Origin of the sequence: Paramixta manurensis (assembly GCF_013285385.1) — a bacterium.
Taxonomy (GTDB): domain Bacteria; phylum Pseudomonadota; class Gammaproteobacteria; order Enterobacterales; family Enterobacteriaceae; genus Paramixta; species Paramixta manurensis.
Genome location: NZ_CP054212.1, coordinates 2,481,611 through 2,505,587, shown reverse-complemented (window position 1 = coordinate 2,505,587; position 23,977 = coordinate 2,481,611). Strand labels below are relative to the sequence as shown.

20 protein-coding genes, 1 tRNA gene and 1 other RNA gene are annotated in these 23,977 nt (G+C 49.3%); 13 read left to right on the top strand and 9 right to left on the bottom strand.

Features of this window, described 5'->3' with window-relative positions:
* Positions 1 to 34 precede the first annotated feature (34 nt).
* From xthA to PMPD1_RS12080, 5 genes are all read right to left on the bottom strand, one after another.
* Positions 35 to 841, bottom strand: a complete 807-nt coding sequence (gene xthA / locus PMPD1_RS12100; protein ID WP_173634279.1) for an exodeoxyribonuclease III — start codon at positions 839 to 841, stop codon at positions 35 to 37.
* A gap of 186 nt (positions 842 to 1,027) precedes the next feature.
* Positions 1,028 to 1,156: non-coding RNA, RtT sRNA (locus PMPD1_RS12095), on the bottom strand.
* A 40-nt stretch (positions 1,157 to 1,196) separates the two neighbouring features.
* Positions 1,197 to 1,281 (bottom strand) — tRNA-Tyr (locus tag PMPD1_RS12090).
* Between the two features lie 145 nt (positions 1,282 to 1,426).
* Positions 1,427 to 2,275, bottom strand: coding sequence for a formyltetrahydrofolate deformylase (purU, locus tag PMPD1_RS12085; RefSeq protein WP_173634278.1), 849 nt, complete (start codon positions 2,273 to 2,275; stop codon positions 1,427 to 1,429).
* A gap of 52 nt (positions 2,276 to 2,327) precedes the next feature.
* Positions 2,328 to 2,786 (bottom strand): YchJ family metal-binding protein, encoded by a 459-nt coding sequence (locus tag PMPD1_RS12080; protein WP_173634277.1) that lies wholly within the window; start codon positions 2,784 to 2,786, stop codon positions 2,328 to 2,330.
* A gap of 111 nt (positions 2,787 to 2,897) precedes the next feature.
* Here PMPD1_RS12080 and rssA point away from each other — a divergent pair, with 111 nt between their 5' ends.
* The 5 genes from rssA (at position 2,898) to PMPD1_RS12055 (ending at position 8,402) form a co-directional block, all read left to right on the top strand.
* Entirely contained in the window at positions 2,898 to 3,800 is a 903-nt protein-coding gene (rssA, locus tag PMPD1_RS12075) for a patatin-like phospholipase RssA (protein WP_173634276.1), read from the top strand.
* A 100-nt stretch (positions 3,801 to 3,900) separates the two neighbouring features.
* Positions 3,901 to 4,914 carry a two-component system response regulator RssB gene (rssB, locus tag PMPD1_RS12070; protein WP_173634275.1) on the top strand — a complete coding sequence of 338 codons (1,014 nt, stop codon included), beginning with the start codon at positions 3,901 to 3,903 and terminating at the stop codon, positions 4,912 to 4,914.
* A 194-nt stretch (positions 4,915 to 5,108) separates the two neighbouring features.
* Entirely contained in the window at positions 5,109 to 6,017 is a 909-nt protein-coding gene (galU, locus tag PMPD1_RS12065) for a UTP--glucose-1-phosphate uridylyltransferase GalU (RefSeq protein WP_173634274.1), read from the top strand.
* 26 nt (positions 6,018 to 6,043) lie between these two features.
* Positions 6,044 to 7,387, top strand: a complete 1,344-nt coding sequence (locus PMPD1_RS12060; RefSeq protein ID WP_173634273.1) for a UDP-glucose dehydrogenase family protein — start codon at positions 6,044 to 6,046, stop codon at positions 7,385 to 7,387.
* 10 nt (positions 7,388 to 7,397) lie between these two features.
* Complete coding sequence (locus PMPD1_RS12055) at positions 7,398 to 8,402, top strand: NAD-dependent epimerase (RefSeq protein ID WP_173634272.1); 1,005 nt, start codon at positions 7,398 to 7,400, stop codon at positions 8,400 to 8,402.
* 153 nt (positions 8,403 to 8,555) lie between these two features.
* Here PMPD1_RS12055 and hns read toward each other — a convergent pair whose 3' ends face one another.
* Positions 8,556 to 8,963 carry a histone-like nucleoid-structuring protein H-NS gene (gene hns / locus PMPD1_RS12050; RefSeq protein WP_173634271.1) on the bottom strand — a complete coding sequence of 136 codons (408 nt, stop codon included), beginning with the start codon at positions 8,961 to 8,963 and terminating at the stop codon, positions 8,556 to 8,558.
* Positions 8,964 to 9,490: 527 nt separating this feature from the next.
* Between hns and tdk the strand changes: the two genes are divergently transcribed.
* Positions 9,491 to 10,108, top strand: coding sequence for a thymidine kinase (tdk, locus tag PMPD1_RS12045; protein ID WP_173634270.1), 618 nt, complete (start codon positions 9,491 to 9,493; stop codon positions 10,106 to 10,108).
* A gap of 65 nt (positions 10,109 to 10,173) precedes the next feature.
* Here the strand turns inward: tdk and adhE are convergent, their stop codons facing one another.
* Entirely contained in the window at positions 10,174 to 12,861 is a 2,688-nt protein-coding gene (gene adhE / locus PMPD1_RS12040; protein WP_173634269.1) for a bifunctional acetaldehyde-CoA/alcohol dehydrogenase, read from the bottom strand.
* A gap of 489 nt (positions 12,862 to 13,350) precedes the next feature.
* Between adhE and PMPD1_RS12035 the strand changes: the two genes are divergently transcribed.
* The 7 genes from PMPD1_RS12035 (at position 13,351) to oppF (ending at position 22,033) form a co-directional block, all read left to right on the top strand.
* Positions 13,351 to 13,998: a YchE family NAAT transporter gene (locus PMPD1_RS12035; RefSeq protein ID WP_173634268.1), complete on the top strand. Its 648-nt coding sequence runs from the start codon at positions 13,351 to 13,353 to the stop codon at positions 13,996 to 13,998.
* A gap of 613 nt (positions 13,999 to 14,611) precedes the next feature.
* Positions 14,612 to 16,246, top strand: coding sequence for an ABC transporter substrate-binding protein (locus PMPD1_RS12030; protein ID WP_173634267.1), 1,635 nt, complete (start codon positions 14,612 to 14,614; stop codon positions 16,244 to 16,246).
* Between the two features lie 183 nt (positions 16,247 to 16,429).
* A complete protein-coding gene (oppA, locus tag PMPD1_RS12025; protein WP_173634266.1) occupies positions 16,430 to 18,067 on the top strand; it encodes an oligopeptide ABC transporter substrate-binding protein OppA in 1,638 nt (545 codons plus the stop codon).
* Between the two features lie 99 nt (positions 18,068 to 18,166).
* Positions 18,167 to 19,087 (top strand): oligopeptide ABC transporter permease OppB, encoded by a 921-nt coding sequence (gene oppB, locus PMPD1_RS12020; protein ID WP_173634265.1) that lies wholly within the window; start codon positions 18,167 to 18,169, stop codon positions 19,085 to 19,087.
* Between the two features lie 14 nt (positions 19,088 to 19,101).
* Positions 19,102 to 20,010, top strand: coding sequence for an oligopeptide ABC transporter permease OppC (oppC, locus tag PMPD1_RS12015; protein ID WP_173634264.1), 909 nt, complete (start codon positions 19,102 to 19,104; stop codon positions 20,008 to 20,010).
* 11 nt (positions 20,011 to 20,021) lie between these two features.
* The gene (locus PMPD1_RS12010) at positions 20,022 to 21,035 is read left to right on the top strand and encodes an ABC transporter ATP-binding protein (protein WP_173634263.1); all 1,014 of its coding nucleotides are present in this window, start codon (positions 20,022 to 20,024) and stop codon (positions 21,033 to 21,035) included.
* A complete protein-coding gene (gene oppF, locus PMPD1_RS12005) occupies positions 21,032 to 22,033 on the top strand; it encodes a murein tripeptide/oligopeptide ABC transporter ATP binding protein OppF (RefSeq protein WP_173634262.1) in 1,002 nt (333 codons plus the stop codon). The genes PMPD1_RS12010 and oppF overlap by 4 nt, the downstream gene beginning before the upstream one ends.
* A gap of 46 nt (positions 22,034 to 22,079) precedes the next feature.
* Here the strand turns inward: oppF and PMPD1_RS12000 are convergent, their stop codons facing one another.
* Positions 22,080 to 22,403: an HI1450 family dsDNA-mimic protein gene (locus PMPD1_RS12000; RefSeq protein ID WP_173634261.1), complete on the bottom strand. Its 324-nt coding sequence runs from the start codon at positions 22,401 to 22,403 to the stop codon at positions 22,080 to 22,082.
* A gap of 44 nt (positions 22,404 to 22,447) precedes the next feature.
* The gene (gene cls, locus PMPD1_RS11995; protein ID WP_173634260.1) at positions 22,448 to 23,908 is read right to left on the bottom strand and encodes a cardiolipin synthase; all 1,461 of its coding nucleotides are present in this window, start codon (positions 23,906 to 23,908) and stop codon (positions 22,448 to 22,450) included.
* Positions 23,909 to 23,977 lie beyond the last annotated feature (69 nt).

The following is a 23,977-nucleotide window of genomic DNA, read 5'->3' as shown; positions in this document are numbered from 1 at the left end:
ACGGTAACCGCCTGGTCCGTAGCAGGTGGAAATACTACAGTTTAAAGGTTGCCCAAATTGGGGCGTGGTCGGAAGGTTTTTCCATACTGCGTATCTGGTAATCAATACCGGTATCGACACAGCATTCTGCCAGTGGGCGGCTGGCTAAGAGTAAGTCTATCCGTAGACCGCGGTTATCATCAAAACCTTTTGAACGATAATCGAACCAGGAGAAGCGATCGTTAGTGTCTGGGTTGGCGGCACGCCAGGTATCAACTAAACCCCATTTCAGCAGCCTAGTCATCCATTCACGTTCTTCCGGCAAAAATGAACATTTCCCGGTGCGTAACCAGCGTTTGCGGCTCTCTTCGCCGATACCAATATCCAGATCGGTTGAGCTGATATTCATATCACCCATAATTAATACGGGTTTATCTGTCTGGAGATTTTGCTCAAGGTAATTTTGGAGATCGCGGTAGAATTTATCTTTGGCCGGGAACTTAGTCGGGTGGTCGCGGCTTTCTCCCTGAGGAAAATAACCGTTGATTACCGTAATATCGCCGATTGGGCTGGGGATCTCGGCCATGATTAAACGACGTTGCGCTTCTTCGCCGTCATCCGGGAAGCCACGACGTACCATAACTGGCTGCACTTTGGTCATTAGCGCCACACCATAGTGGCCTTTTTGCCCGTGGTAAAAAACGTTGTAACCCAGTTTACCTATCTCTTCCAGCGGGAACATATCATCATGAACTTTGGTTTCTTGTAGGCCGATTATGTCAGGTTGATGTTGTTCGATTAATGCTGCCAGTTGGTGAGGGCGTGCACGTAACCCGTTGATGTTAAAGGAAATGAATTTCATTTCAGTCGCCATTTTGCAGGGAAAAGATGGCGGGATGGTAGCAGAGTTTTCTCAGTGTTGTCACGATTAGTGCAAAAGGGGAAACCATTAGGAGGTGAAGGCACCTTCGGGTCGAAGCTTCTCGTCCTTCCCATCGGGAATTATGAGTACTTAGCGTTGGCTGGGAAGAAAGGTGAATATCTGAAATGGTGGTGGGGGAAGGATGATTCGTCACTACGTTCCTCACCCTGCGGGCCGCGCTGTGCGCGTTGTCTCGCTATGCTCGACTCAAACCTTCGGGTCGAAGTTTCTCGTCCTTCCCGTCGGGAATTATGAGTACTTAGCGTTGGCTGGGAAGAAAGGTGAATATCTGAAATGGTGGTGGGGGAAGGATTCGAACCTTCGAAGTCGATGACGGCAGATTTACAGTCTGCTCCCTTTGGCCGCTCGGGAACCCCACCACTGGCCTTAACCGCTCTGCTGGAGAGCGGGGCGCATCATATCAAATGAACCGATGATGTAAAGTATGGATTAATGAAAACTTTTTCGTTTGCCGAAAAATTATGCACGGGCGCTGATTTGTCAAACAAACAGCGCCAAAAATGATCACAAAATAATCGTTCGGTTACCGTAAACAAACACGCGCTGAGACAGCACCTTATCTAATGCCCGGCTCAGTACATTCTTCTCCACATCACGCCCAGCGCGCATCATCTCTTCCGCCGTATAGCTATGATCAACGTGAATAACGTCTTGCATAATAATCGGCCCTTCATCCAAATTATCATTCACGTAATGCGCGGTAGCGCCAATAATCTTAACGCCACGCTCATAGGCTTGATGATAAGGGCGTGCACCAATAAAGGCCGGCAGAAACGAGTGATGAATATTGATAATCTGATTTGGAAAATGTTGCACAAACCCTGGCGTCAATACGCGCATATATTTGGCTAAAACAACATAGTCTGGTTGGAAATTATCAATCTCCGCCGCCATTTTATTGTCATGCTCTTCACGCGTTAACCCTTCGTGGCTGACCAGCACAAAAGGAATCTCAAACCGCTCGACCAGAGTCTGCAACGTCGCATGGTTACCAATTACCGCCGCAATCTCAACATCCAAACCGCCATAGGCCGATTTCATCAACAAATCGCCAAGACAGTGCGCCTCTTTGGTCACCAGAATGACAACCCGACGACGACCGGCTGCATTCAGTTCCCGTACTGAACCTTGCGGCAATGCGGCATCAAGATCGGCCAACAGAATCTCATCATTAAAGATGCCTTCAAGCTCGGTGCGCATAAAAAAGCGACCGGTACGATGATCGACAAATTCATTGTTCTGCACGATATTCAATTCATGCTGGTAACAAATAGTGGTGATCTTGGCAATCAACCCTTTGGCATCCGGGCAAATGGTGCGTAGTATTTTTCGTTGCGTAGTTTGCGCTTGCATCTTGGTCTCTATCCTGTCGAAACGAATAAGGTGAATCTCAACGGCAGCGGAATTATTGGCCGCAGCATTTTTTGTATTTTTTTTCGGCACCACAAGGGCAGCGATCATTACGCCCTACCTGCGGCGTAGTTCCATCAATATAGTACCAGCGTTGATCCTCACGAAGAAAGCGAGAACGCTCATACAGGGTTCCGGTACGCTGTTTCTCGAGGTATCGCGCAAAAAAGGTCACAAAACCTTCATTATCATGGCTTCCGGCCTCACAAGCGTTTACATTCAAGCTTAACCACGTGGTTGCGGCAAAACTTTCAGACAGAACCTGTGTCAACTGTGGCGTCCGGCAACTAGCATGCCAGGTGCTCACCAAGTATTCGGCGTTTTGTTTGCTATACGCGGTATAGCGTGACCGCATTAAAGCCTGCGGCGTTTGCACAATGGCTTCGCCGCTTAGATAGGGGGCGCAACATAGGCTATACTGCAATCCGCTACAGCATGGGCAGTTTTCAGACACGATAGCTCCGGTTTATCTACTCGCAGATATAAAGTGAAAAATACGCGCTATGTTAACCGAGGAAAGCGCGGTAAGCCATTTTAGACAGTTTAAGCAAGCACCAGAGGTTGAATGAGACAGGTAAAAATTGGATTGGCGCTGGGTTCAGGCGCTGCCAAAGGATGGGCCCACATAGGCGTGATCCACGCGCTGGAACGCGCGGGGATCGAGATTGATGTGGTGGCAGGATGTTCGGTTGGCGCTTTAGTGGGTGCCGCGTACGCCAGCCATCATCTGCCAGTCATGGAGAAGTGGGTCCGCTCATTTAGCTACTGGGATGTGTTGCGGTTGATGGACCTTTCATGGCGGCGCGGCGGGTTGCTGCGCGGTGAACGCGTCTTCAATCATGTACGTCGAATCGTACCTCATGAAGCCTTTGAAGAGTGTGGGCGCCGGTTCGGCGCGGTGGCGACCAATCTCAGTACCGGGCGCGAACTTTGGCTGACGGAGGGGGACTTACATCAGGCGGTACGTGCATCCTGCAGCATGCCCGGCTTACTCTCGCCAGTGCCTTATAACGGTTACTGGTTGGTTGACGGCGCAGTCGTCAATCCGGTACCGATTTCGCTTACCCGTGCTTTAGGTGCCGATATTGTGATTGCGGTTGATTTGCAGCATGACGCGCATCTGATGCAGCAAGATTTATTGTCGGTCACGCCGGAAGGGAACAATATAGTAGCGGAGTCGGCGACGACATGGGGAGGCCGCTTGCGGCAACAGTTGGGGAAAATGGCGCAACGGCGTATCAACCATACGCCTGGCGCGATGGAGATTATGTCCACCTCGATTCAGGTGCTGGAAAACCGGTTAAAACGTAATCGCATGGCGGGCGATCCGCCAGATGTATTAATCCAGCCGTTCTGCCCGCAGATATCGACGCTTGATTTTCATCGAGCTGAAGAAGCGATAGCCGCGGGCAAAGCGGCTGTTGAAAAGAAAATGGATGAGCTTCTACCGCTTGTTCGAAACAGATAATGCTTGTGGATCAATCACACATGTTACTTCAGTCAATTCTGACAGGCGCAAGTGCGTTTTATGAACCACTATTGAGTTATCTGATGCACTGGGGGGAGCGATGGAAAAACCATTAACAGGAAAAAAGATTCTCATCGTAGAAGATGAGATCGTTTTCCGCTCTCTGTTAGAAAATTTTTTGCAGGCTTTAGGCGCTGTCATCTGTTTGGCGGGCGATGGCCTTGAGGCCATTTCAATGCTGCAAAAAATAACGCCAGATATGATTGTGTGCGATTTAGAAATGCCGCGCATGAATGGAATCAAACTGGTGGAGCATATCCGTACCCAGGGAAATCAGGTTCCTATCTTAGTGATATCCGCCACTGAAAATATGGCGGACATCGCTCATGTACTGCGTCTTGGGGTACAGGATGTGTTGCTCAAGCCGGTTAAAAATCTTGAACGGTTGCGCGAGGCCGTCTATGAATGCCTCTATCCTTCAATGTTCACCTCAAAAGTCGAGGAAGATGAACAGCTATTTCAAGATTGGGAAGCGCTGACGCGTAATCCGACCGCCGCCGCAAAATTACTCAAACAACTTCAGCCTCCGGTGCAACAAGTTATCGCGAATTGCCGGGTTAACTATCGTCAGCTCACCATGGCAGAACAGCCGGGGCTGGTGTTAGACATCGCTGCGCTTTCCGATAAAGATTTAGCTTTCTACTGTCTTGATGTGACGCGAGCCGGGGATAACGGTGTTCTGGCCGCTTTATTATTACGCGCATTGTTTAACGGATTGTTGCAGGAACAGCTCTCGGGACAAAAACAGCGGCTGCCGGAATTAAGTAATCTACTGAAACAGGTCAATATGTTATTGCGTCAGGCGAATCTGAAAGGTCAGTTTCCCTTATTGGTTGGGTATTATCACCAAAGCCTGAAAAACCTGATCCTCGTTTCCGCTGGATTAAACGCCACGCTTAACATCAATACCCATCAAATACAGCTCAATAATGGCGTTCCGCTCGGCACGCTGGGCAGCACACATCTCAATCAAATAAGTCAACGTTGTGATGCCTGGCAGTGCCAGGTATGGGGCGCAGGCGGGCGCCTGCGTTTAATGCTGTCGGCGGAATAATAAGCGGAAAAATAATATTTCGTTTACCTCGGCAGACAGCATCTGCCATAAGCTTTACACTTGGGTAATAGTCTTAAATTAACGGGAAAGGGTTCATCCAGGATAAATCCGTCCTTACTGAACTGATATACTCGTTTCGTTTTTAAATCGACATATCAAGTAATAACTTGAACGGCCTAAAGAGAGGTACCTTGATGTCTGCCTATAAGTCCAAAGTAAAAAAAGCGGTAATCCCGGTTGCAGGTTTGGGGACGCGTATGCTGCCTGCTACCAAGGCAATTCCAAAAGAAATGTTACCGCTGGTTGATAAGCCGTTAATTCAGTATGTCGTTAACGAGTGTATCGCTGCGGGCATTAACGAAATTGTGTTGGTTACGCACTCTTCTAAAAACTCCATTGAGAACCACTTCGATACTAGCTTCGAGCTGGAAGCGATGTTGGAAAAACGCGTTAAGCGTCAGTTACTGGATGAAATCCAATCGATTTGTCCGCCGCACGTCACCATCATGCAGGTGCGTCAGGGGATCGCGAAAGGTCTGGGCCACGCAGTCATGTGCGCGCATCCGCTGGTGGGTGATGAGCCAGTCGCGGTGATTCTGCCAGACGTTATTATTGATGAATACGAATCTGATCCGACCAAAGATAACCTGGCTGAAATGCTGCAACGCTTTGATGAAACCAACCGTAGCCAGATTATGGTTGAGCCAGTTGCCGATGTTACCGCCTACGGTGTGGTTGATTGCCAGGGCGCAGAATTAAAACCGGGTGACAGTTCGCCAATGGTTGGCGTGGTTGAGAAACCAAAAGCCAGCGAAGCGCCTTCTAACCTTGCCGTTGTCGGGCGTTATGTGCTTTCCGCCGATATTTGGCCGCTGCTGGCAAAAACGCCTCCGGGAGCCGGTGGTGAAGTGCAATTGACGGATTCCATCGCCATGCTGATGGAAAAAGAGACCGTTGAGGCTTATCACCTGAAAGGTGTGAGCCACGATTGCGGTAACAAACTGGGCTACATGCAGGCCTTTGTTGAATATGGCATCCGGCATGCTTCGCTGGGTAGTGATTTTAAACAGTGGCTGGAAAGCGCCATCGGCGACAAAAAGTAATCTATTTTTAAAAACGGGATAACTCAATGAAAGTCACCGTATTTGGTATCGGCTATGTCGGGCTCGTTCAGGCCGCGGTATTGGCCGAAGTCGGACATGACGTTCTTTGCATCGATGTCGACGAAGCAAAAGTCGAAAATTTGAAACAGGGTCTCATCCCTATTTTTGAACCGGGTTTAACGCCGCTGGTCATGCAAAACTACGAGGCTGGCCGCCTTAACTTCAGCACCAATGCGGAAGAGGGCGTAAAACATGGCGTGATGCAATTTATCGCGGTAGGCACGCCGCCGGACGAAGATGGTTCTGCCGATCTTAAGTATGTTACCGCCGTGGCGCGTACCATTGCTCAGTATATGGATGAGCATAAAGTGGTGCTGGATAAATCCACCGTTCCGGTGGGTACTGCGGATAAAGTACGCAGCGTAATGCAGGAAACCCTTAATGCGCGCGGCGTTGAACTAACGTTCGATGTGGTTTCCAATCCGGAATTCTTGAAAGAAGGCGCCGCCGTCAGCGATTGTATGCGTCCTGAGCGTATTGTTGTCGGGACGGATAACGAAGATGTGGTTGATTTGCTGCGTGAGCTCTATGAGCCGTTTAATCGTAACCACGATCGTATGATCCTGATGGATATTCGTAGCGCTGAACTGACAAAATATGCGGCCAACTGCATGCTGGCGACCAAGATCAGCTTTATGAATGAAATTTCCAATCTTGCGGAACGATTGGGTGCTGATGTTGAAAAAGTACGTCAGGGGATCGGTTCCGACCCGCGTATTGGGTACCATTTTATCTATCCCGGCTGTGGTTATGGCGGCTCCTGTTTCCCGAAAGACGTTCAGGCATTGATTCGCACCGCCGAATCCATTGGTTATAATTCTCGTCTGCTACAGGCCGTTGAGGATGTTAACGACGCGCAGAAAATGAAACTGCCGGCATTTATTAAACGCCACTTCGGTGAAGACCTGAAAGGGAAAACCTTCGCGTTATGGGGCTTGGCGTTTAAACCTAACACCGATGATATGCGTGAAGCATCCAGCCGTGTGTTGATGGAGACATTGTGGGCGGCAGGCGCCACGGTGCAAGCGTTTGACCCGGAGGCGATGGATGAAGCTCAGCGTATTTATGGGCATCGTAGCGACCTTCGCTTAATGGGCACCAAAGAGGCTGCTTTGCAGGGGTGTGATGGTTTGGTGATTTGTACCGAATGGCAAAGCTTCCGTGCGCCAGATTTCGATCTGATCAAAAAATCGTTAAAACAGCCGGTCATTTTTGACGGACGAAATCTGTACGACCCCGAAAGGATTAATAAACGCGGCTTTACCTATTACGCCATTGGCCGCGGTGAATCTATCAAGCTGGCAGGCTAACGGGGATAATATGAACTATCTGGTTACCGGCGCAGCAGGCTTTATTGGTTCTCATGTCAGCCAACGCCTGTTGTCTGCCGGTCACCAGGTTGTCGGGATCGACAACCTGAATGATTATTATGATGTTAACCTCAAGCACGCCCGTCTCGATTTAATCCAGTCACCAAACTTTACCTTCATTCAGTGCGATTTAGCAGACCGTCAAGCGATTGCCGCGCTGTTTGAGGAACATGCATTTCAACGTGTTATCCACTTAGCTGCCCAGGCGGGGGTGCGCTATTCAATTGATAATCCCCATGCGTATGCCGATGCTAACTTGGTCGGGCACCTAAATATTCTTGAAGGATGTCGGCATCATAAGATAGAGCATCTGCTTTATGCTTCTTCAAGCTCTGTTTATGGATTGAATCGCAAATTACCGTTCTCAACCGACGATAGCGTTGACCACCCGGTTTCTCTTTACGCTGCGACGAAGAAAGCGAATGAATTGATGTCCCACACCTATTCGCATTTGTACGGTATCCCAACCACCGGTCTGCGCTTTTTTACCGTATATGGCCCGTGGGGGCGCCCGGATATGGCGTTATTTAAATTTACACGCGCTATTATCGCTGGTGAAAGTATTGATGTGTACAACAACGGGCAGATGCGTCGCGACTTTACCTATATTGATGATATCGCCGAATCTATTTTCCGCTTACAGGACGTTATTCCTCAACCCGATGAAAGCTGGACGGTAGAAACCGGCTCGCCAGCAACCAGCTCGGCACCATACCGTGTTTATAATATTGGTAATAGCCAACCGGTTTCATTGATGGCGTACATTGAGGCGCTGGAAGACGCGTTAGGAACCACCGCACGGAAAAACATGTTACCGATGCAACCTGGCGATGTGCTGGACACCAGCGCCGATACAGCCGCGTTATATCAGGTTATAGGCTTCAAACCGCAGACTGACGTGAAAGAGGGGATTAAACGCTTTGTCACGTGGTACAGAGAGTTCTATCGCGTTTGATAAGGTGGGCGTTGTGTTATCAAAAACAAAAAAGGAAGCAAAGCTTCCTTTTTTATTAGGATGACCTGGTGATACAAAAATCAAACAAAATTGTTCAATAAAAAACCCCATCAAGAGTAAATGGGGTTAATTGTGAAGCACCCGGATCAGGAATTACAGCAGGAAATCATCCAGCTTTTTGCCTTCTTCATCGATGGCTTTCTTGATCACTGCTGGCGTACGGCCCTGGCCAGTCCAGGTTTTGGATTCGCCATTCTCATCAATATATTTATATTTTGCCGGACGTGCAGCACGCTTAGCTTTACCTGCAGCCTTAGAGGCCGCCATGGTTTGCAGTAATTCGTTCGGATCAATGCCGTCTGCAATCAGCATTTCACGATATTGCTGTAGCTTACGGGTACGCTCTTCAATTTCAGCCTGAACCTGGCTCTCTTCTTCGCGACGTTCGTTAACGACGACTTCCAGTTTTTCCAGCATTTCTTCCAGCGTTTCCAGCGTACATTCTCTTGCTTGTGCACGCAGTGTACGGATGTTGTTCAGAATTTTAAGTGCTTCGCTCATTGTCCTAATCTCAAATATATATTGGGTGGGGGAAATGTTCTGCCTGATAATAATAGAGGCCGAAAATAGGAACTGCAATAGTTAATTGTGTAAGAAATTCAAAAATGCTTATTAAAGTGGGATTCGGGTAACGCTATTTGCAGCAATTTAATGCCAGATGTGCCACAAATAAGTCAGACTTTTAAAAACAACACGTAACATCCATAAATTTCGAAGGGATTTACCGTCGGTAATGCATCAAATAATCTGCAACAACCGGCTAAGACGGCAGTTCATCCGTACAATAGCGGTATATTTGACGGTAAACTGAACGATAATGATCTCACTATTCTGTTTTTTTAAGCGCTAAATGTGCTGTGCTAGCCGCCAGTACAACGTCATTTGTGCAACCATTATCCGCCCTGGATTGAGCGAGGTGGGGCTATAAAAATTGCGGTATTGCCGGGTTCACAGCCTATATAGGGCAACAATGTGGTACACTCCCCGACAGATTTTTCCGGTTAACTTTTTTTGCGGAGTTTGGCCCGATGGCTCAGCTTTATTTTTATTACTCGGTGATGAACGCCGGCAAGTCCACCGCATTGTTGCAATCTTCTTATAATTACCAGGAGCGAGGGATGCGTACCCTGGTCTATACAGCGGAAATTGATACGCGCTTTGGTAGTGGAAAGATTTCCTCACGAATAGGCCTTTCATCGCCGGCGAAATTGTATAATAACCAGAGCTTACTATTAGAAGAAATTGCGGCAGAACATGATGTTAATCCTGTACATTGTGTATTGATCGATGAGAGCCAATTCCTGACGCGCGAGCAAGTTAAACAACTGTCAGACGTCGTTGACTGTTTAGATATTCCCGTACTCTGCTATGGTTTACGTACCGATTTCCGTGGTGAATTGTTTAGCGGGAGTCAGTATTTATTAGCCTGGTCTGATAAGTTGGTGGAATTAAAAACCGTCTGCCATTGTGGGCGAAAAGCCGGTATGGTGCTCCGTCTCGATAGCCAGGGCGCGCCATTTAAAGAGGGTGAGCAGGTGGTGATTGGCGGTAATGAGCGTTATGTCTCAGTGTGCCGTAAACACTATAAAGAAGCGTTACAGAGCGGCTCTTTACACGCTATTTACGGAAATAAGATTGGGCAGTAATGGCAGAACAGCACAGATAAACAATAAAAAAAACCCGCCGAAGCGGGTTTTTTATCACCTAAAGATTAGGCTTTCTTGGTTTTCTTCTCGACTTTTTCTGCCTTAACCGGCTGCGCGGTAACCGCTTCGGCTACGCTGGCGAATGGTTCGGCAAATTCGCGACCATAGAAAGTGTCGAGCATAATTTGTTTCAACTCGGCAATCAGCGGATAGCGTGGGTTAGCGCCGGTACACTGGTCATCGAATGCATCATCGGCCAGTTTATCGACTTTCGCCAGGAAATCAGCTTCCTGAACGCCTGCCTCACGAATGGATTTAGGAATACCCAATTCCGCTTTAATTTCTTCCAGCCAAGCCAGCAACTTCTCGATTTTCTGTGCGGTGCGGTCGCCCGGCGCGCTCAGACCAAGATGATCGGCGATTTCAGCATAACGACGACGCGCTTGCGGACGGTCATACTGACTGAAAGCAGTTTGCTTGGTTGGGTTGTCATTGGCGTTATAGCGAATAACGTTTGAAATCAGCAGGGCGTTCGCCAGGCCGTGTGGAATATGGAACTCCGAGCCCAGTTTATGCGCCATTGAGTGACAGACACCAAGGAAGGCGTTCGCAAAGGCGATACCAGCGATAGTAGCGGCATTGTGCACGCGTTCACGCGCCACTGGATTTTTCGCTCCGTCACGGTAGCTGGCGGGTAGATTCTCTTTCAGCAGCTTCAGCGCTTGTAGCGCCTGGCCGTCAGAGTATTCGTTAGCCAGCACCGAAACATAGGCTTCCAGGGCGTGGGTTACCGCATCCAGGCCACCGAAGGCACACAGCGACTTCGGCATGTTCATCACCAAGTTGGCATCCACAATCGCCATATCAGGCGTCAGCGCGTAGTCAGCCAGCGGATATTTTTGCCCGGTAGCATCATCGGTCACCACGGCAAATGGCGTGACTTCAGAACCGGTACCGGAAGTGGTGGTAATCGCGATCATTTTCGCTTTTACGCCCATTTTCGGGAATTTATAGATACGTTTACGAATATCCATAAAGCGCAATGCCAGTTCTTCAAAGTGAGTTTCCGGATGTTCGTACATGACCCACATGATTTTCGCCGCATCCATCGGAGAACCACCGCCCAGCGCAATCACAACATCAGGCTTGAAGGAGTTCATCTGCTCAGCGCCTTTACGTACGATGCTCAGTGTCGGATCGGCCTCAACCTCAAAGAAGACTTCGGTTTCAATGCCATGTTTTTTCAACACGGAAACAATTTGGTCGGCATAACCGTTATTGAACAGGAAACGGTCGGTAACGATAAAGGCGCGTTTAGCCCCATCGGTTGCCACTTCTTCCAGGGCAATAGGTAAAGAGCCGCGGCGGAAGTAGATAGACTTAGGAAGTTTATGCCACAACATATTTTCAGCTCGCTTGGCGACAGTTTTCTTATTGATCAGATGCTTAGGTCCGACGTTTTCAGAAATGGAGTTTCCGCCCCATGAACCACAGCCTAATGTCAGAGACGGAGCCAGTTTAAAGTTATACAGGTCGCCAATGCCGCCTTGAGATGCTGGCGTGTTAATCAGGATGCGGGCGGTTTTCATTTTGTCGCCAAAATAGTTCACGCGCTCACGCTGATTATCCTGGTCGGTATACAGACAAGAGGTGTGACCGATACCGCCCATTGCGACCAGTTTCTCGGCTTTATCAACTGCGTCTTCATAGTTTTTCGCGCGGTACATCGCAAGCGTAGGGGAGAGTTTCTCATGCGCGAAAGGTTCTGATTCATCAACCAGTTTCACTTCACCAATCAAAATCTTGGTATTAGCCGGTACATTGATGCCTGCCATTTCCGCGATTTTCACCGCCGGTTGGCCGACAATAGCTGCATTCAGCGCGCCATTTTTCAGGATAATATCTTGAACCGCTTTTAATTCTTTGCCCTGTAACAGATAGCCGCCGTGAGTTTGGAAACGTTCACGTACTGCTTCATAGACTGAGTCAACCACAATAACCGACTGCTCAGAAGCGCAGATCACACCGTTATCGAAGGTTTTTGACATCAGGATTGATGCTACTGCGCGTTTAATATCAGCCGTTTCATCAATGACTACCGGCGTGTTACCGGCGCCAACGCCAATGGCGGGTTTACCGGAGCTATAGGCGGCTTTCACCATACCCGGCCCGCCGGTTGCGAGGATTAGATTAATATCCGGGTGATGCATCAACTGATTAGACAATTCAACAGACGGCACATCGATCCAGCCGATAATATCTTTTGGCGCGCCAGCTGCAATAGCCGCTTGCAGGACAATGTCTGCCGCTTTATTGGTGGCATCTTTAGCACGTGGGTGCGGAGAGAAAATAATACCGTTACGCGTTTTGAGGCTGATCAACGCCTTAAATATAGCGGTAGAGGTTGGGTTGGTGGTTGGAACGATACCGCAGATTATGCCGGTAGGCTCAGCAATGGTGATGGTGCCAAACGTATCATCCGTTTCAAGGATGCCGCAGGTCTTTTCATCTTTGTAGGCATTATAAATGTATTCAGATGCAAAGTGGTTTTTGATCACCTTATCTTCAACGATACCCATCCCTGATTCCGCAACGGCCATTTTAGCTAAGGGGATACGGGCATCCGCAGCGGCCAAGGCGGCGGCGCGAAAGATTTTATCAACCTGTTCTTGGGTAAAGTTAGCATATTCACGCTGGGCTTTTTTTACGCGTTCAACGAGTGCGTTAAGTTCAGCGACATTAGTAACGGCCATAATGCTCTCCTGATGGAAGTTAAACTCTTTTAGTAAATCAGCCTGAACTTAGGAGTATAGCTGCCGCTCAGTGAAGTGCGGCGGAGCAATACGTTACAACGTATTGAATTACTCGTTAAAAATCATGCCGTTTTACTGAAAGAGTTCCTCTGCATTGCTACCTTTGACTTGGTGTTCCGAAACGTAACTTTTCCCTTTGTTGAGACTGAGCTTACCTATAACGAGGTAATCATTTAGTGATTCAGATCATGTTTTATTGATGCTGACTCCTTTCAGCTGCCGGTTTTGCAGGGATTGCTTAGTCCTTGTGCAATGAGGAAAAAGAGACTATCGATAAATATCATTGCCTATACAAGCAGTTAACATTAGAAGGTTTATCTGGAAAGGAGCCAAAAATCCAGTGGTTAATCCTAACTTTACCCGCTAGTATCGCGGGGCATTTTCCATTAAATTAGGCCCCTGATTTTGGTCCCGGGTCAGGAGCGCTAAGTGACTCCCGCAATTCTTGATTTATCTGGTTATATAAAATTCTTTGTCGGTCTGTTTGCATTGGTTAATCCGGTGGGCATCATTCCGGTTTTTATTAGTATGACCAGCTATCAGGCGGCAGCAGAGCGGAATAAAACCAATCTTACCGCCAACCTTGCTGTGGCAATTATCCTGTGGACATCGTTGTTTCTCGGCGATGCGATCTTACGCGTGTTTGGGATTTCTATTGATTCTTTCCGCATCGCCGGCGGTATCCTGGTGGTTACGATTGCTATGTCGATGATTAGCGGAAAATTAGGTGAAGATAAACAGAATAAGCAGGAAAAATCGGAAACGGCGGTGCGTGAAAGCGTTGGCGTGGTTCCGCTGGCTTTGCCGCTGATGGCCGGGCCGGGGGCGATTAGTTCGACGATTGTCTGGAGCACGCGTTACCACAGTTGGTTTAATTTACTGGGTTTTAGCCTGGCGATTGCGCTGTTTGCCTTTTGCTGCTGGTTATTGTTTCGCGCCGCGCCAATGATGGTACGCGTGTTGGGGCAAACCGGGATAAATGTCATTACACGTATTATGGGTTTACTGTTAATGGCACTTGGAATTGAATTTGTGGTCGCCGGTATTAAAGCGCTATTCCCCGGGCTGCTTAATTAAACAAATCCCTCTTTTTTTCAACAATAAGCGCATTTTATGCGCTTATTTTTTGTCTCTAATTCCTTTTCGCCCTAACTTGGTGCAAAACCCGGTCTTTAATGCCTTATTTTTGTGCATTTATCAATTTTTCTTAACGTGTGCTGCACAAAATTAGCCTTTTTTCTTGCCAGAGAAGCCCTGATTTTAGTCTGGTTATCGAATGTTATTTTTTTCACATCATCTGCGTCGGCTATTGCCGTTTTTTTTAGATTGTTATCATTAATTATACTGTTAGCGTAGCGAAATATGCCATGTAAATGAAATGTTGCAAAAGTTTGTTCATTTTGTGCGCAGATAGATCTTTCCAGGTGTGGTTAAATTCCCTTCATTCGATTAAATTCGTTTTTATTCATGAGGTTATAGTTAATTTATTTTTTTAAATAACACTTCCGTGTTACAAGGGAACGTGATAAAAGAGAATTGGTTAACATTTTTGTTATTTAGCTTTGGCACCCATTGGCACCTTCTGTTAATTTCCGTCACATCGCTTTTTTTTGGCAACGACGGGCAGAATGAGAACGAATTTTGCTTGCCTGTTTGCAGGTTTCTTTTTTTAAGGGTTGAACAACGTTTAATGAAATGGGTTATCGCACCGCGCAACCGAGCCTTACCTCTGGCCGTTTTCTCCCTGGCTTTCATTGGTTCTTCTTTTGCTGCGACTGTCCCGCCGGGCGTGCAATTAGCCGCTAAGCAATCCATGGTGATTAATAATGGCACCGAAGTCGCTTCTCTCGATCCGCATAAAGTTGAAGGCACACCAGAAACTAACATTATTAACAATCTGCTCGAAGGGTTAGTGAGCACCGATAATAATGGCCATCTGGTGCCGGGCGTGGCGGAGCATTGGGAGAGTCAGAACGGTAGGATATGGACTTTTACGCTGCGTGCCGATGCGAAATGGAGTAATGGCACCCCGGTGACCGCCGCCGACTTTGTCTATAGCTGGCGCCGCTTGGTCGATCCGAAAACGGCATCTCCCTACGCCAGCTATGTGCAATACGCCCATATTGCCAATGTTGATGCCATTATCAGTGGGCAGAAAAAACCAGAAACGCTCGGTGTGAAAGCGCTGGATGAACATCACCTACAGGTCACATTAAGCGAGCCGGTTCCTTATTTTATCGCCATGTTAGCTCATACGGCGATGAAACCCGTCAATCGTCAGGCGGTAGAAACGTGGGGCGAGAAGTGGACTACGCCACAGCATTATGTTGGCAATGGCGCCTACACACTGAGTGATTGGGTGGTAAATGAAAAAGTGGTCGTAAAGCGTAATCCCAGTTACTGGAATAATCGCCAGACCATTATTGATAACGCCACTTTCTTGCCGATCGCCTCAGAAAATAGTGATGTTAACCGCTACCGCAGCGGTGAAATTGATATGACGAACAGTGCCATTCCACCCGACTTGTTCAATAAGCTACGCCATGAATTGGGCTCGCAGATGCGTGTTAGCCCGTATCTTTGTACTTTTTATTACGAAATTAATAATAAAAAGGCGCCATTTACCGATCCGCGTGTACGTGCAGCGCTTAAGCTGACGCTAGACCGCGATATTATCGCCAATAAAGTGATGGGGCAGGGGCAAATCCCGGCCTGGAGCCTAACGCCGCCATTTACCGACGGCGCACATTTCACGCCACCGGCCTGGTTTACGCAAACGCAGGCGCAACGTAATGCGACAGCGAAAAAATTGCTGGAGCAGGCGGGATTCAGTGCCGATAACCCTCTGAAGTTTACGCTGTTGTACAACACCTCAGATCAAAATAAGAAGCAGGCGATAGCCGCCGCGTCGATGTGGAAGAAAAATCTCGGCGCGCAGGTGACATTACAGAACCAAGAGTGGAAGACGTTGCTGACCACCCGGCACCAGGGCGATTACGATGTGGTGCGTGCGACTTGGTGTTCGGACTATAACGAGCCATCAACGTTCCTCAATATGTTATTAAGCGATTCGTCGACCAATACGGCGTTCTATCATAGCCTGGCGTTTGATGCGTTAATGGCGAAATCACTGGCGGCAAAAGATAGCCAGGCGCGTGCGGCGATTTATCAACAGGCTGAAACGCAGTTGGATAACGATTCGGCAATTGTTCCGGTTTACTATCGCGTTAGCGTGCGGTTAGTCAAACCGTGGGTTGGTGGGTTTAGCGGAAAAGATCCGCAAGATTTACCGGATTTGAAGTATTACTACATCACCAAACATTAATTTGCAGCGCATCGGGCGAGACAGTCCGGGCGTGGCGAACAATGGCAAGACCACCATTCGGGGTCAACAACAAAGCCGCTTAACGTTTCCTTTCGTTCCGAAACGGCAAGCAGGTTACCCGGTCAACGGGGGATAGCTGGGCTTTAAAGCCCCGGCAATTATAAAAACTGGAGTAGAGAGAAAATGACCAACATCACGAAAAAAAGCCTGATTGCCCTTGGGGTTATGGCGGCAATTGGCGCCTTGGCAGGGAACAGCGCTTTTGCCGCTAAAGTACCGGCAGGGGTAGAGCTGGCGGCGAAACAGGAGTTAGTGAAAGGGAACAGTGCAGAGCCGCAATCACTCGATCCGGATAAAATTGAAGGTGTGCCGGAAGCCAACGTATCGCGCGATCTGTTTGAAGGGCTGGCAATCAGTGATGAGAACGGCAAAGTGGTCCCAGGCGTGGCGGAGAGCTGGGATAATAAAGATTTCAAAGTCTGGACTTTCCACCTGCGTAAAGATGCCAAATGGTCAAACGGCCAGCCGGTTACCGCGCAAGATTTCGTTTATAGCTGGCAGCGTCTGGCTGACCCGAAAACCGCTTCGCCATATGCTAGCTATTTGCAATACGGCCATATTGCAAATATCGACGAGGTGATCGCCGGTAAAAAAGCGCCGGACGCGCTCGGCTTAAAAGCGGTGGATGATCACACGCTGGAGGTTACCCTCAGCGAGCCGGTGCCGTATTTCTATAAACTGTTGATTAACCCGGCAATGTCGCCAGTATATAAAGCCGCTATCGACAAATTTGGCGATAAGTGGACTCAGCCGCAAAATATCGTAAGTAACGGCGCGTTTAAACTACAGGATTGGGTAGTGAATGAGCGTATCGTCATGGTGCGTAACACTAACTATTGGGATAACGCGAATACTAAACTGGATAAAGTCACCTTCCTGCCAATCTCTTCTGAAGTAACGGATGCGAACCGTTACCGCAGCGGCGGTAGCGATATGACGTCTAACTATCTGCCTATCGAGCTGTTCCAGAAATTGCGGAAAGACACCCCGAAAGAGGTGCATATCGATCCGTACCTGTGCACCTATTATTACGAAATTAATAACCAGAAAGCGCCATTTAATGACCCACGCGTCAGAACCGCGCTGAAACTGGGCCTTGACCGCGATATTATCGTTAACAAAGTGAAGAATCAGGGTGATTTGCCCGCCTATAGCTTTACGCCGCCGTACACCGATGGCATCAAGCTGACTAAGCCGGAGTGGTTTAGCTGGAGCCAGGAAAAGCGTAACGAAGAAGCGAAAAAACTGCTGGCCGAGGCCGGGTTTACTAAAGATAAGCCACTGTCATTCAGCCTGCTGTACAACACGTCAGACTTGCATAAGAAACTGGCTATCGCTGCGGCTTCAATCTGGAAGAAAAACTTAGGCGTTGACGTTAAGCTGCGCAATGAAGAGTGGAAAACCTTCCTTGATACCCGTCATCAGGGGAACTTTGATGTGGCGCGCGCCGGTTGGTGTGCCGACTATAATGAGCCAACCTCATTCCTCAACATCATGTTAACCGGCGGTAGCAGCAACACCGCATTCTACTCCAACAAAGCCTACGATCAGGCGATTGCCGATTCGCTGAAAGTTTCGACCGAGGCGGAGCGTAGTGCGCTGTATCAAAAAGCTGAGCAGATCCTGGATAAAGACTCAGGCATCGTGCCGGTGTATTACTACGTCAATACCCGTTTGGTGAAACCATGGGTTGGCGGTTATACCGGTAAAGATGTAATGGATCAGACTTACGACAAGAACCTTTACATTATCAAGCACTAATAGCTGTAAGTTAGTGATATGGGCGGCCAGTTTGCCGCCCTGTGAAAGCAATGTGGCCGCAGGAGATATTCCTGCGGCTCAGTCAGTTAGGTACCAGCAATGTTAAAGTTCATACTACGTCGCTGCCTTGAAGCAATTCCGACGTTATTAATTCTAATTACGATTTCCTTTTTTATGATGCGCTTGGCGCCGGGGAGCCCGTTTACCGGTGAGCGTGCGTTATCGCCGGAAGTAATGGCAAATATTGAAGCCAAATACCATTTAAACGATCCGATGATTACCCAGTACTTCAGTTATCTAAAACAACTGGCGCACGGTGATTTCGGCCCATCGTTTAAATATAAAGATTATTCGGTGAATGACTTAGTTGCCGCCTCGTTTCCGGTTTCGGCCAAACTGGGGGCCGCCGCGTTCATTTTGGCGCTGGTACTGGGTGTTGCCGCTGGCGTAGTCGCGGCGTTAAAGCAAAACACCTGGTGGGACTATATGGTTATGGGCGTTGCGATGACGGGGGTTGTCATCCCCAGTTTTGTGGTGGCGCCGCTACTGGTACTGGTTTTCGCGATCTTGCTGGAGTGGTTACCCGGCGGCGGCTGGAATGGCGGCGCGCTGAAATTTATGATCCTGCCGATGGTGGCGCTGTCGCTGGCCTATATCGCCAGCATCGCGCGTATCACGCGTGGGTCGATGATTGAAGTGCTGCACTCAAACTTTATTCGCACCGCCAAAGCGAAAGGGTTGCCGATGCACCGCATCGTACTGCGTCATGCGTTAAAACCGGCGCTGCTGCCAGTGCTTTCTTACCTCGGACCGGCATTTGTCGGCATCATTACCGGCTCCATGGTGATTGAAACTATCTATGGTCTGCCGGGGATTGGTCAACTGTTCGTTAACGGTGCGCTGAACCGCGACTACTCGCTGGTCTTAAGCCTGACGATCCTCGTCGGTGCGCTGACCATTCTATTTAATGCGATTGTCGACGTGCTGTACGCGGTAATCGATCCGAAAATTCGTTACTAATCCTGGAGCTCGCCATGATTTTAGGTAAGAAAAATAGCGATGCTCTTGATGCATTCAGTGAAAAGCTGGAAGTTGAAGGGCGTAGTCTGTGGCAGGACGCGCGCCGCCGTTTTATGCATAACCGTGCCGCGTTAGCCAGTCTGGTTGTTCTGCTATTGGTGGCGCTGTTTGTTATTCTGGCGCCAATGCTTTCGCCCTTCGCCTACGATGATACCGATTGGGCAATGATGTCTGCGGCGCCGGATATGGCTTCCGGCCACTATTTCGGTACTGACTCTTCCGGGCGCGACCTGTTAGTGCGGGTGGCGATCGGTGGGCGCATCTCTCTGATGGTCGGCATCGCCGCGGCGTTAGTCGCGGTGATTGTGGGAACGCTGTATGGTTCACTGGCCGGTTACCTCGGCGGTAAAACCGACTCGGTGATGATGCGCTTGCTGGAAATCCTCAACTCCTTTCCATTTATGTTCTTCGTAATTCTGCTGGTGACCTTTTTTGGTCAGAATATCTTGCTGATCTTTATCGCGATCGGCATGGTTTCCTGGCTGGATATGGCGCGTATCGTGCGGGGCCAAACGCTGAGCCTAAAACGTAAAGAGTTCATTGAAGCGGCGCAGGTGGGCGGGGTGTCAACGCGGAATATCGTGCTGCGTCATATTGTGCCTAACGTTTTGGGCGTGGTGGTGGTGTATGCCTCGTTATTAGTTCCTAGCATGATTCTGTTCGAATCTTTCCTCAGCTTCCTTGGCCTCGGTACACAAGAACCGTTAAGCAGTTGGGGCGCGTTGCTAAGCGATGGCGCTAACTCTATGGAGGTCTCTCCATGGTTACTGCTGTATCCGGCGGGGTTCCTGGTGATCACGCTGTTCTGTTTTAACTTTATCGGCGATGGCCTGCGTGATGCCCTCGACCCGAAAGATCGTTAAGGAGTTTCCCGATGAGTACCATTGAAATACAGCCAGTGCAGGCGAGCAACGCGGGAAGCGAACGATTATTAAACGTTAAAGATCTGCGCGTGACGTTTTCCACGCCAGATGGCGATGTTACGGCAGTGAATGACCTTAACTTTAGCCTGCGGGCCGGTGAGACGCTGGGCATTGTCGGTGAGTCCGGCTCCGGTAAATCGCAAACCGCATTTGCGCTGATGGGATTACTCGCCGGTAATGGCCGCATTGGCGGTTCGGCGCTGTTTAACGGAAAAGAGATCCTTAATCTGCCGGAAAAACAGCTTAACCGGTTACGCGCTGAACAGATTGCGATGATTTTTCAGGATCCAATGACTTCGCTCAACCCTTATATGCGGGTGGGCGAACAACTGATGGAAGTACTGAAACTGCATAAAGGGATGAGTAGCAGCCAGGCGTTTGAAGAGTCGGTGCGGATGTTGGATGCGGTAAAAATGCCGGAAGCGCGGAAGCGCATGAAAATGTTCCCACATGAATTTTCCGGCGGAATGCGTCAGCGCGTCATGATTGCGATGGCGCTGCTGTGTCGGCCAAAACTACTGATTGCCGATGAACCGACCACCGCGTTAGACGTGACGGTGCAGGCACAAATCATGACGCTGTTGAATGAGCTGAAACGTGAGTTTAATACCGCAATTATCATGATCACTCATGACCTTGGCGTGGTCGCCGGTATTTGCGACAAAGTGCTGGTGATGTATGCCGGTCGTACCATGGAATATGGCATGGCGCGCGATGTGTTTTATCATCCGGCACACCCCTATTCGGTCGGCCTGCTTAATGCGGTACCGCGTCTGGATGCGGAAGGGGAAGCGTTAATGACTATCCCCGGCAATCCGCCCAACTTACTGCGCTTGCCAAAAGGTTGTCCGTTCCAGCCGCGTTGTCCGCATGCGATGGAGATCTGCGCCAGTGCGCCGCCGCTGGAAGCTTTTGGAGAAGGGCGCTTACGTGCCTGCTTTAAGCCGGTGGAGGAATTGGTATGAACGCCGTAGCCGAGAAAAAAGTCTTACTAGAAATTGCCGATCTAAAAGTGCATTTCAATATTAAAGATGGGCACCAATGGTTTTGGCAGCCGCCAAAAACCCTCAAGGCGGTCGATGGCGTTAGCCTGCGGCTTTATGAAGGGGAAACGTTAGGCGTAGTCGGTGAATCCGGTTGCGGTAAATCGACGCTGGCGCGTGCGATTATCGGTCTGGTTGAGGCCACCGATGGTCGTATTGCCTGGCTCGGGCGTAACCTGCTGGGGCAGAGCGAAGAGGAGTGGCGCAACGCACGTAGCGATATTCAGATGATTTTTCAGGATCCGCTGGCATCGCTTAACCCACGTATGACCATTGGCGAAATTATTGCCGAGCCGCTACGCACCTACCATCCGAAAATGCCGCGTCAGGAAGTAAAAGATCGCGTCAAAAATATGATGATGAAAGTGGGGCTGTTGCCAAACCTGATTAACCGTTATCCGCACGAGTTTTCCGGCGGTCAGTGTCAGCGTATCGGTATCGCTCGTGCCCTGATTCTTGAGCCGAAGCTGATCATCTGTGATGAACCGGTCTCGGCACTCGATGTTTCCATCCAGGCGCAGGTAGTGAACCTGTTGCAACAGTTGCAACGTGAGATGGGATTATCGCTAATCTTTATCGCGCATGACTTGGCGGTGGTTAAGCATATCTCTGACCGCGTATTGGTGATGTATCTTGGTCACGCGGTAGAGTTAGGCACCTATGATTCGGTGTATAACCATCCGCAACATCCTTATACCAAAGCGTTGATGTCGGCGGTGCCAATTCCCGATCCCGATTTGGAAAAGGAGAAAACCATTCAGTTACTGGAAGGAGAGCTTCCTTCGCCGATTAATCCACCGTCAGGTTGTGTGTTCCGCACCCGTTGTCCGATTGCCGGGCCAGAATGCGCGCAGACACGTCCGTTGCTGGAGGGCAGCTTCCGCCATGCGGTTTCCTGCCTAAAAGTCGACCCGCTGTAATAAAAAAAGCCGGACTGATGTCCGGCTTTTCTCTTTCTGAGTGCGCTTATTCACGCCACAAAATATGGCACAACTTATAGTCTTTCTCGCGGCACAGCAGTACGCGTGCGAACACATCGGTAATTGGCTCGCCGTCGGCTTCGCCCAAACCAATGACCACTTCACTGAAAAAGTCAGGATTCAGATCAAAATCAACGTGCTCTTGCCAATCCTCTGAAGGATCAAACAACTCCGCGCCGCCGCGCTCTTCGAACTGTAAGTTGAACAGAATAATATCGGCCGGATCGAGATTATCCCCCGCCAGCTCAAGAAAAATATCGTAAGCCTGTTCCAGCGTTTCATCTTCAGTAAGGCGATTATTTAAATCCATGATACGTTCCGTAAGCCCTAAGGCGTTTTACACTGCCGCCCGTTTTACAGCAATGGACTGAAGAAGTAAAACAGTCGTTCAACAATACGCTGCCAGTAAGCACGACCTGCCCAACGGGTGGCATCCACCAAGCGGGAACGGGCAATATAATCATCCTGCACGCAGGCTAAATCACTGCCGAAACCATCGTCATCAATCACCAGCGTGATTTCAAAATTCAGCCATAAACTGCGCATATCGAGGTTAACGGTCCCCACCAGGCTGAGTTGCCCGTCCACCAACACGCTCTTGGTGTGCAGCAAGCCACCTTCAAACTGGTAGATTTTTACGCCAGCCTCCAGCAGCTCGGCGAAGAATGCCCGGCTGGCCCAGCCCACTAACAGCGAGTCATTATGACGCGGCACAATAATGCTCACATCTACGCCGCGTAGCGCCGCAGTACAGATAGCATGCAGCAGATCGTCGCTCGGAACAAAGTAAGGCGTAGTCATAACTAACTGCTCACGCGCAGAATAGATGGCAGTCAGCAAGGCTTGGTGAATCATATCTTCCGGAAAACCGGGGCCCGAAGCGATGACCTGAATAGTGTGGCCGCTTTCTTGTTCGAACGGCATCACATTACCATCCGGCGGCGGCGGTAGGATACGTTTGCCGGTTTCAATTTCCCAGTCGCAGGAGTAAATGATCCCCATGGTGGTTGCTACCGGCCCCTCCATGCGGGCCATCAAATCAATCCACTGTCCCACTCCAGCGTCCTGTTTGAAAAAGCGTGGATCGACCAAATTCATACTGCCGGTATAAGCGATATAGTTATCAATCAGCACCACTTTACGATGTTGCCGCAGGTCCATCCGGCGCAGAAATACGCGCAGTAAGCTCACTTTTAGCGCTTCAACCACATCAATACCGGCGTTGCGCATCATCCCGGCCCACGGGCTGCGGAAAAAATCAACGCTGCCCGCCGAATCCAGCATTAAACGGCAGTGCACGCCGCGCCGGGAGGACGCCATTAACGACTCGGCCACTTCATCCGCGAGGCCGCCCGGTTGCCAGATGTAAAACACCATCTCAATATTGTGCCGCGCCAGTTGAATATCCCGGATCAACGCCTTCATGGTGTCGTCCGAGGTGGTTAGAAGCTGTAATTGGTTTCCTTTAACACCGGCGATCCCCTGACGGTTTTCACAAAGCTGGAATAAAGAGCGCGCGACCTCGCTGTGTTCGCTAGCGAAAATATGGTGGCAGGATTTCAAATCATTTAACCATTTCGCCGTGGAGGGCCACATGGTTCGCGCCCGTTCAGCGCGCCGTTTTCCGAGATGCAACTCGCCAAAAGAGAGGTAAGCGATGATCCCAACCAGCGGCAGAATATAGATAATCAGCAACCAAGCCATTGCCGAAGGCACGGCCCGACGCTTCATTAAAATCCGCAGCGTCACACCGGCAATCAGTAACCAATAACCAAAAAACAGCAGCCAACTGATTAGGGTGTAAAAAGTGGTCATTCAGTGAAAATCCTGTTCACACATTGATAACTGGAGTGTACGTGTAGATGAAGCCAGACGAAACCCTTT

Excerpts from the sequence above, each read along its gene's own strand:
- xthA (WP_173634279.1), bottom strand. The coding sequence starts at position 841 with ATGAAATTCATTTCCTTTAACATCAACGGGTTACGTGCACGCCCTCAC.
- purU (WP_173634278.1), bottom strand. The coding sequence starts at position 2,275 with ATGCAAGCGCAAACTACGCAACGAAAAATACTACGCACCATTTGCCCG.
- rssA (WP_173634276.1), top strand. The coding sequence starts at position 2,898 with ATGAGACAGGTAAAAATTGGATTGGCGCTGGGTTCAGGCGCTGCCAAA.
- rssB (WP_173634275.1), top strand. The coding sequence starts at position 3,901 with ATGGAAAAACCATTAACAGGAAAAAAGATTCTCATCGTAGAAGATGAG.
- galU (WP_173634274.1), top strand. The coding sequence starts at position 5,109 with ATGTCTGCCTATAAGTCCAAAGTAAAAAAAGCGGTAATCCCGGTTGCA.
- PMPD1_RS12060 (WP_173634273.1), top strand. The coding sequence starts at position 6,044 with ATGAAAGTCACCGTATTTGGTATCGGCTATGTCGGGCTCGTTCAGGCC.
- PMPD1_RS12055 (WP_173634272.1), top strand. The coding sequence starts at position 7,398 with ATGAACTATCTGGTTACCGGCGCAGCAGGCTTTATTGGTTCTCATGTC.
- hns (WP_173634271.1), bottom strand. The coding sequence starts at position 8,963 with ATGAGCGAAGCACTTAAAATTCTGAACAACATCCGTACACTGCGTGCA.
- tdk (WP_173634270.1), top strand. The coding sequence starts at position 9,491 with ATGGCTCAGCTTTATTTTTATTACTCGGTGATGAACGCCGGCAAGTCC.
- adhE (WP_173634269.1), bottom strand. The coding sequence starts at position 12,861 with ATGGCCGTTACTAATGTCGCTGAACTTAACGCACTCGTTGAACGCGTA.
- PMPD1_RS12030 (WP_173634267.1), top strand. The coding sequence starts at position 14,612 with ATGAAATGGGTTATCGCACCGCGCAACCGAGCCTTACCTCTGGCCGTT.
- oppA (WP_173634266.1), top strand. The coding sequence starts at position 16,430 with ATGACCAACATCACGAAAAAAAGCCTGATTGCCCTTGGGGTTATGGCG.
- oppB (WP_173634265.1), top strand. The coding sequence starts at position 18,167 with ATGTTAAAGTTCATACTACGTCGCTGCCTTGAAGCAATTCCGACGTTA.
- oppC (WP_173634264.1), top strand. The coding sequence starts at position 19,102 with ATGATTTTAGGTAAGAAAAATAGCGATGCTCTTGATGCATTCAGTGAA.
- PMPD1_RS12010 (WP_173634263.1), top strand. The coding sequence starts at position 20,022 with ATGAGTACCATTGAAATACAGCCAGTGCAGGCGAGCAACGCGGGAAGC.
- oppF (WP_173634262.1), top strand. The coding sequence starts at position 21,032 with ATGAACGCCGTAGCCGAGAAAAAAGTCTTACTAGAAATTGCCGATCTA.
- PMPD1_RS12000 (WP_173634261.1), bottom strand. The coding sequence starts at position 22,403 with ATGGATTTAAATAATCGCCTTACTGAAGATGAAACGCTGGAACAGGCT.
- cls (WP_173634260.1), bottom strand. The coding sequence starts at position 23,908 with ATGACCACTTTTTACACCCTAATCAGTTGGCTGCTGTTTTTTGGTTAT.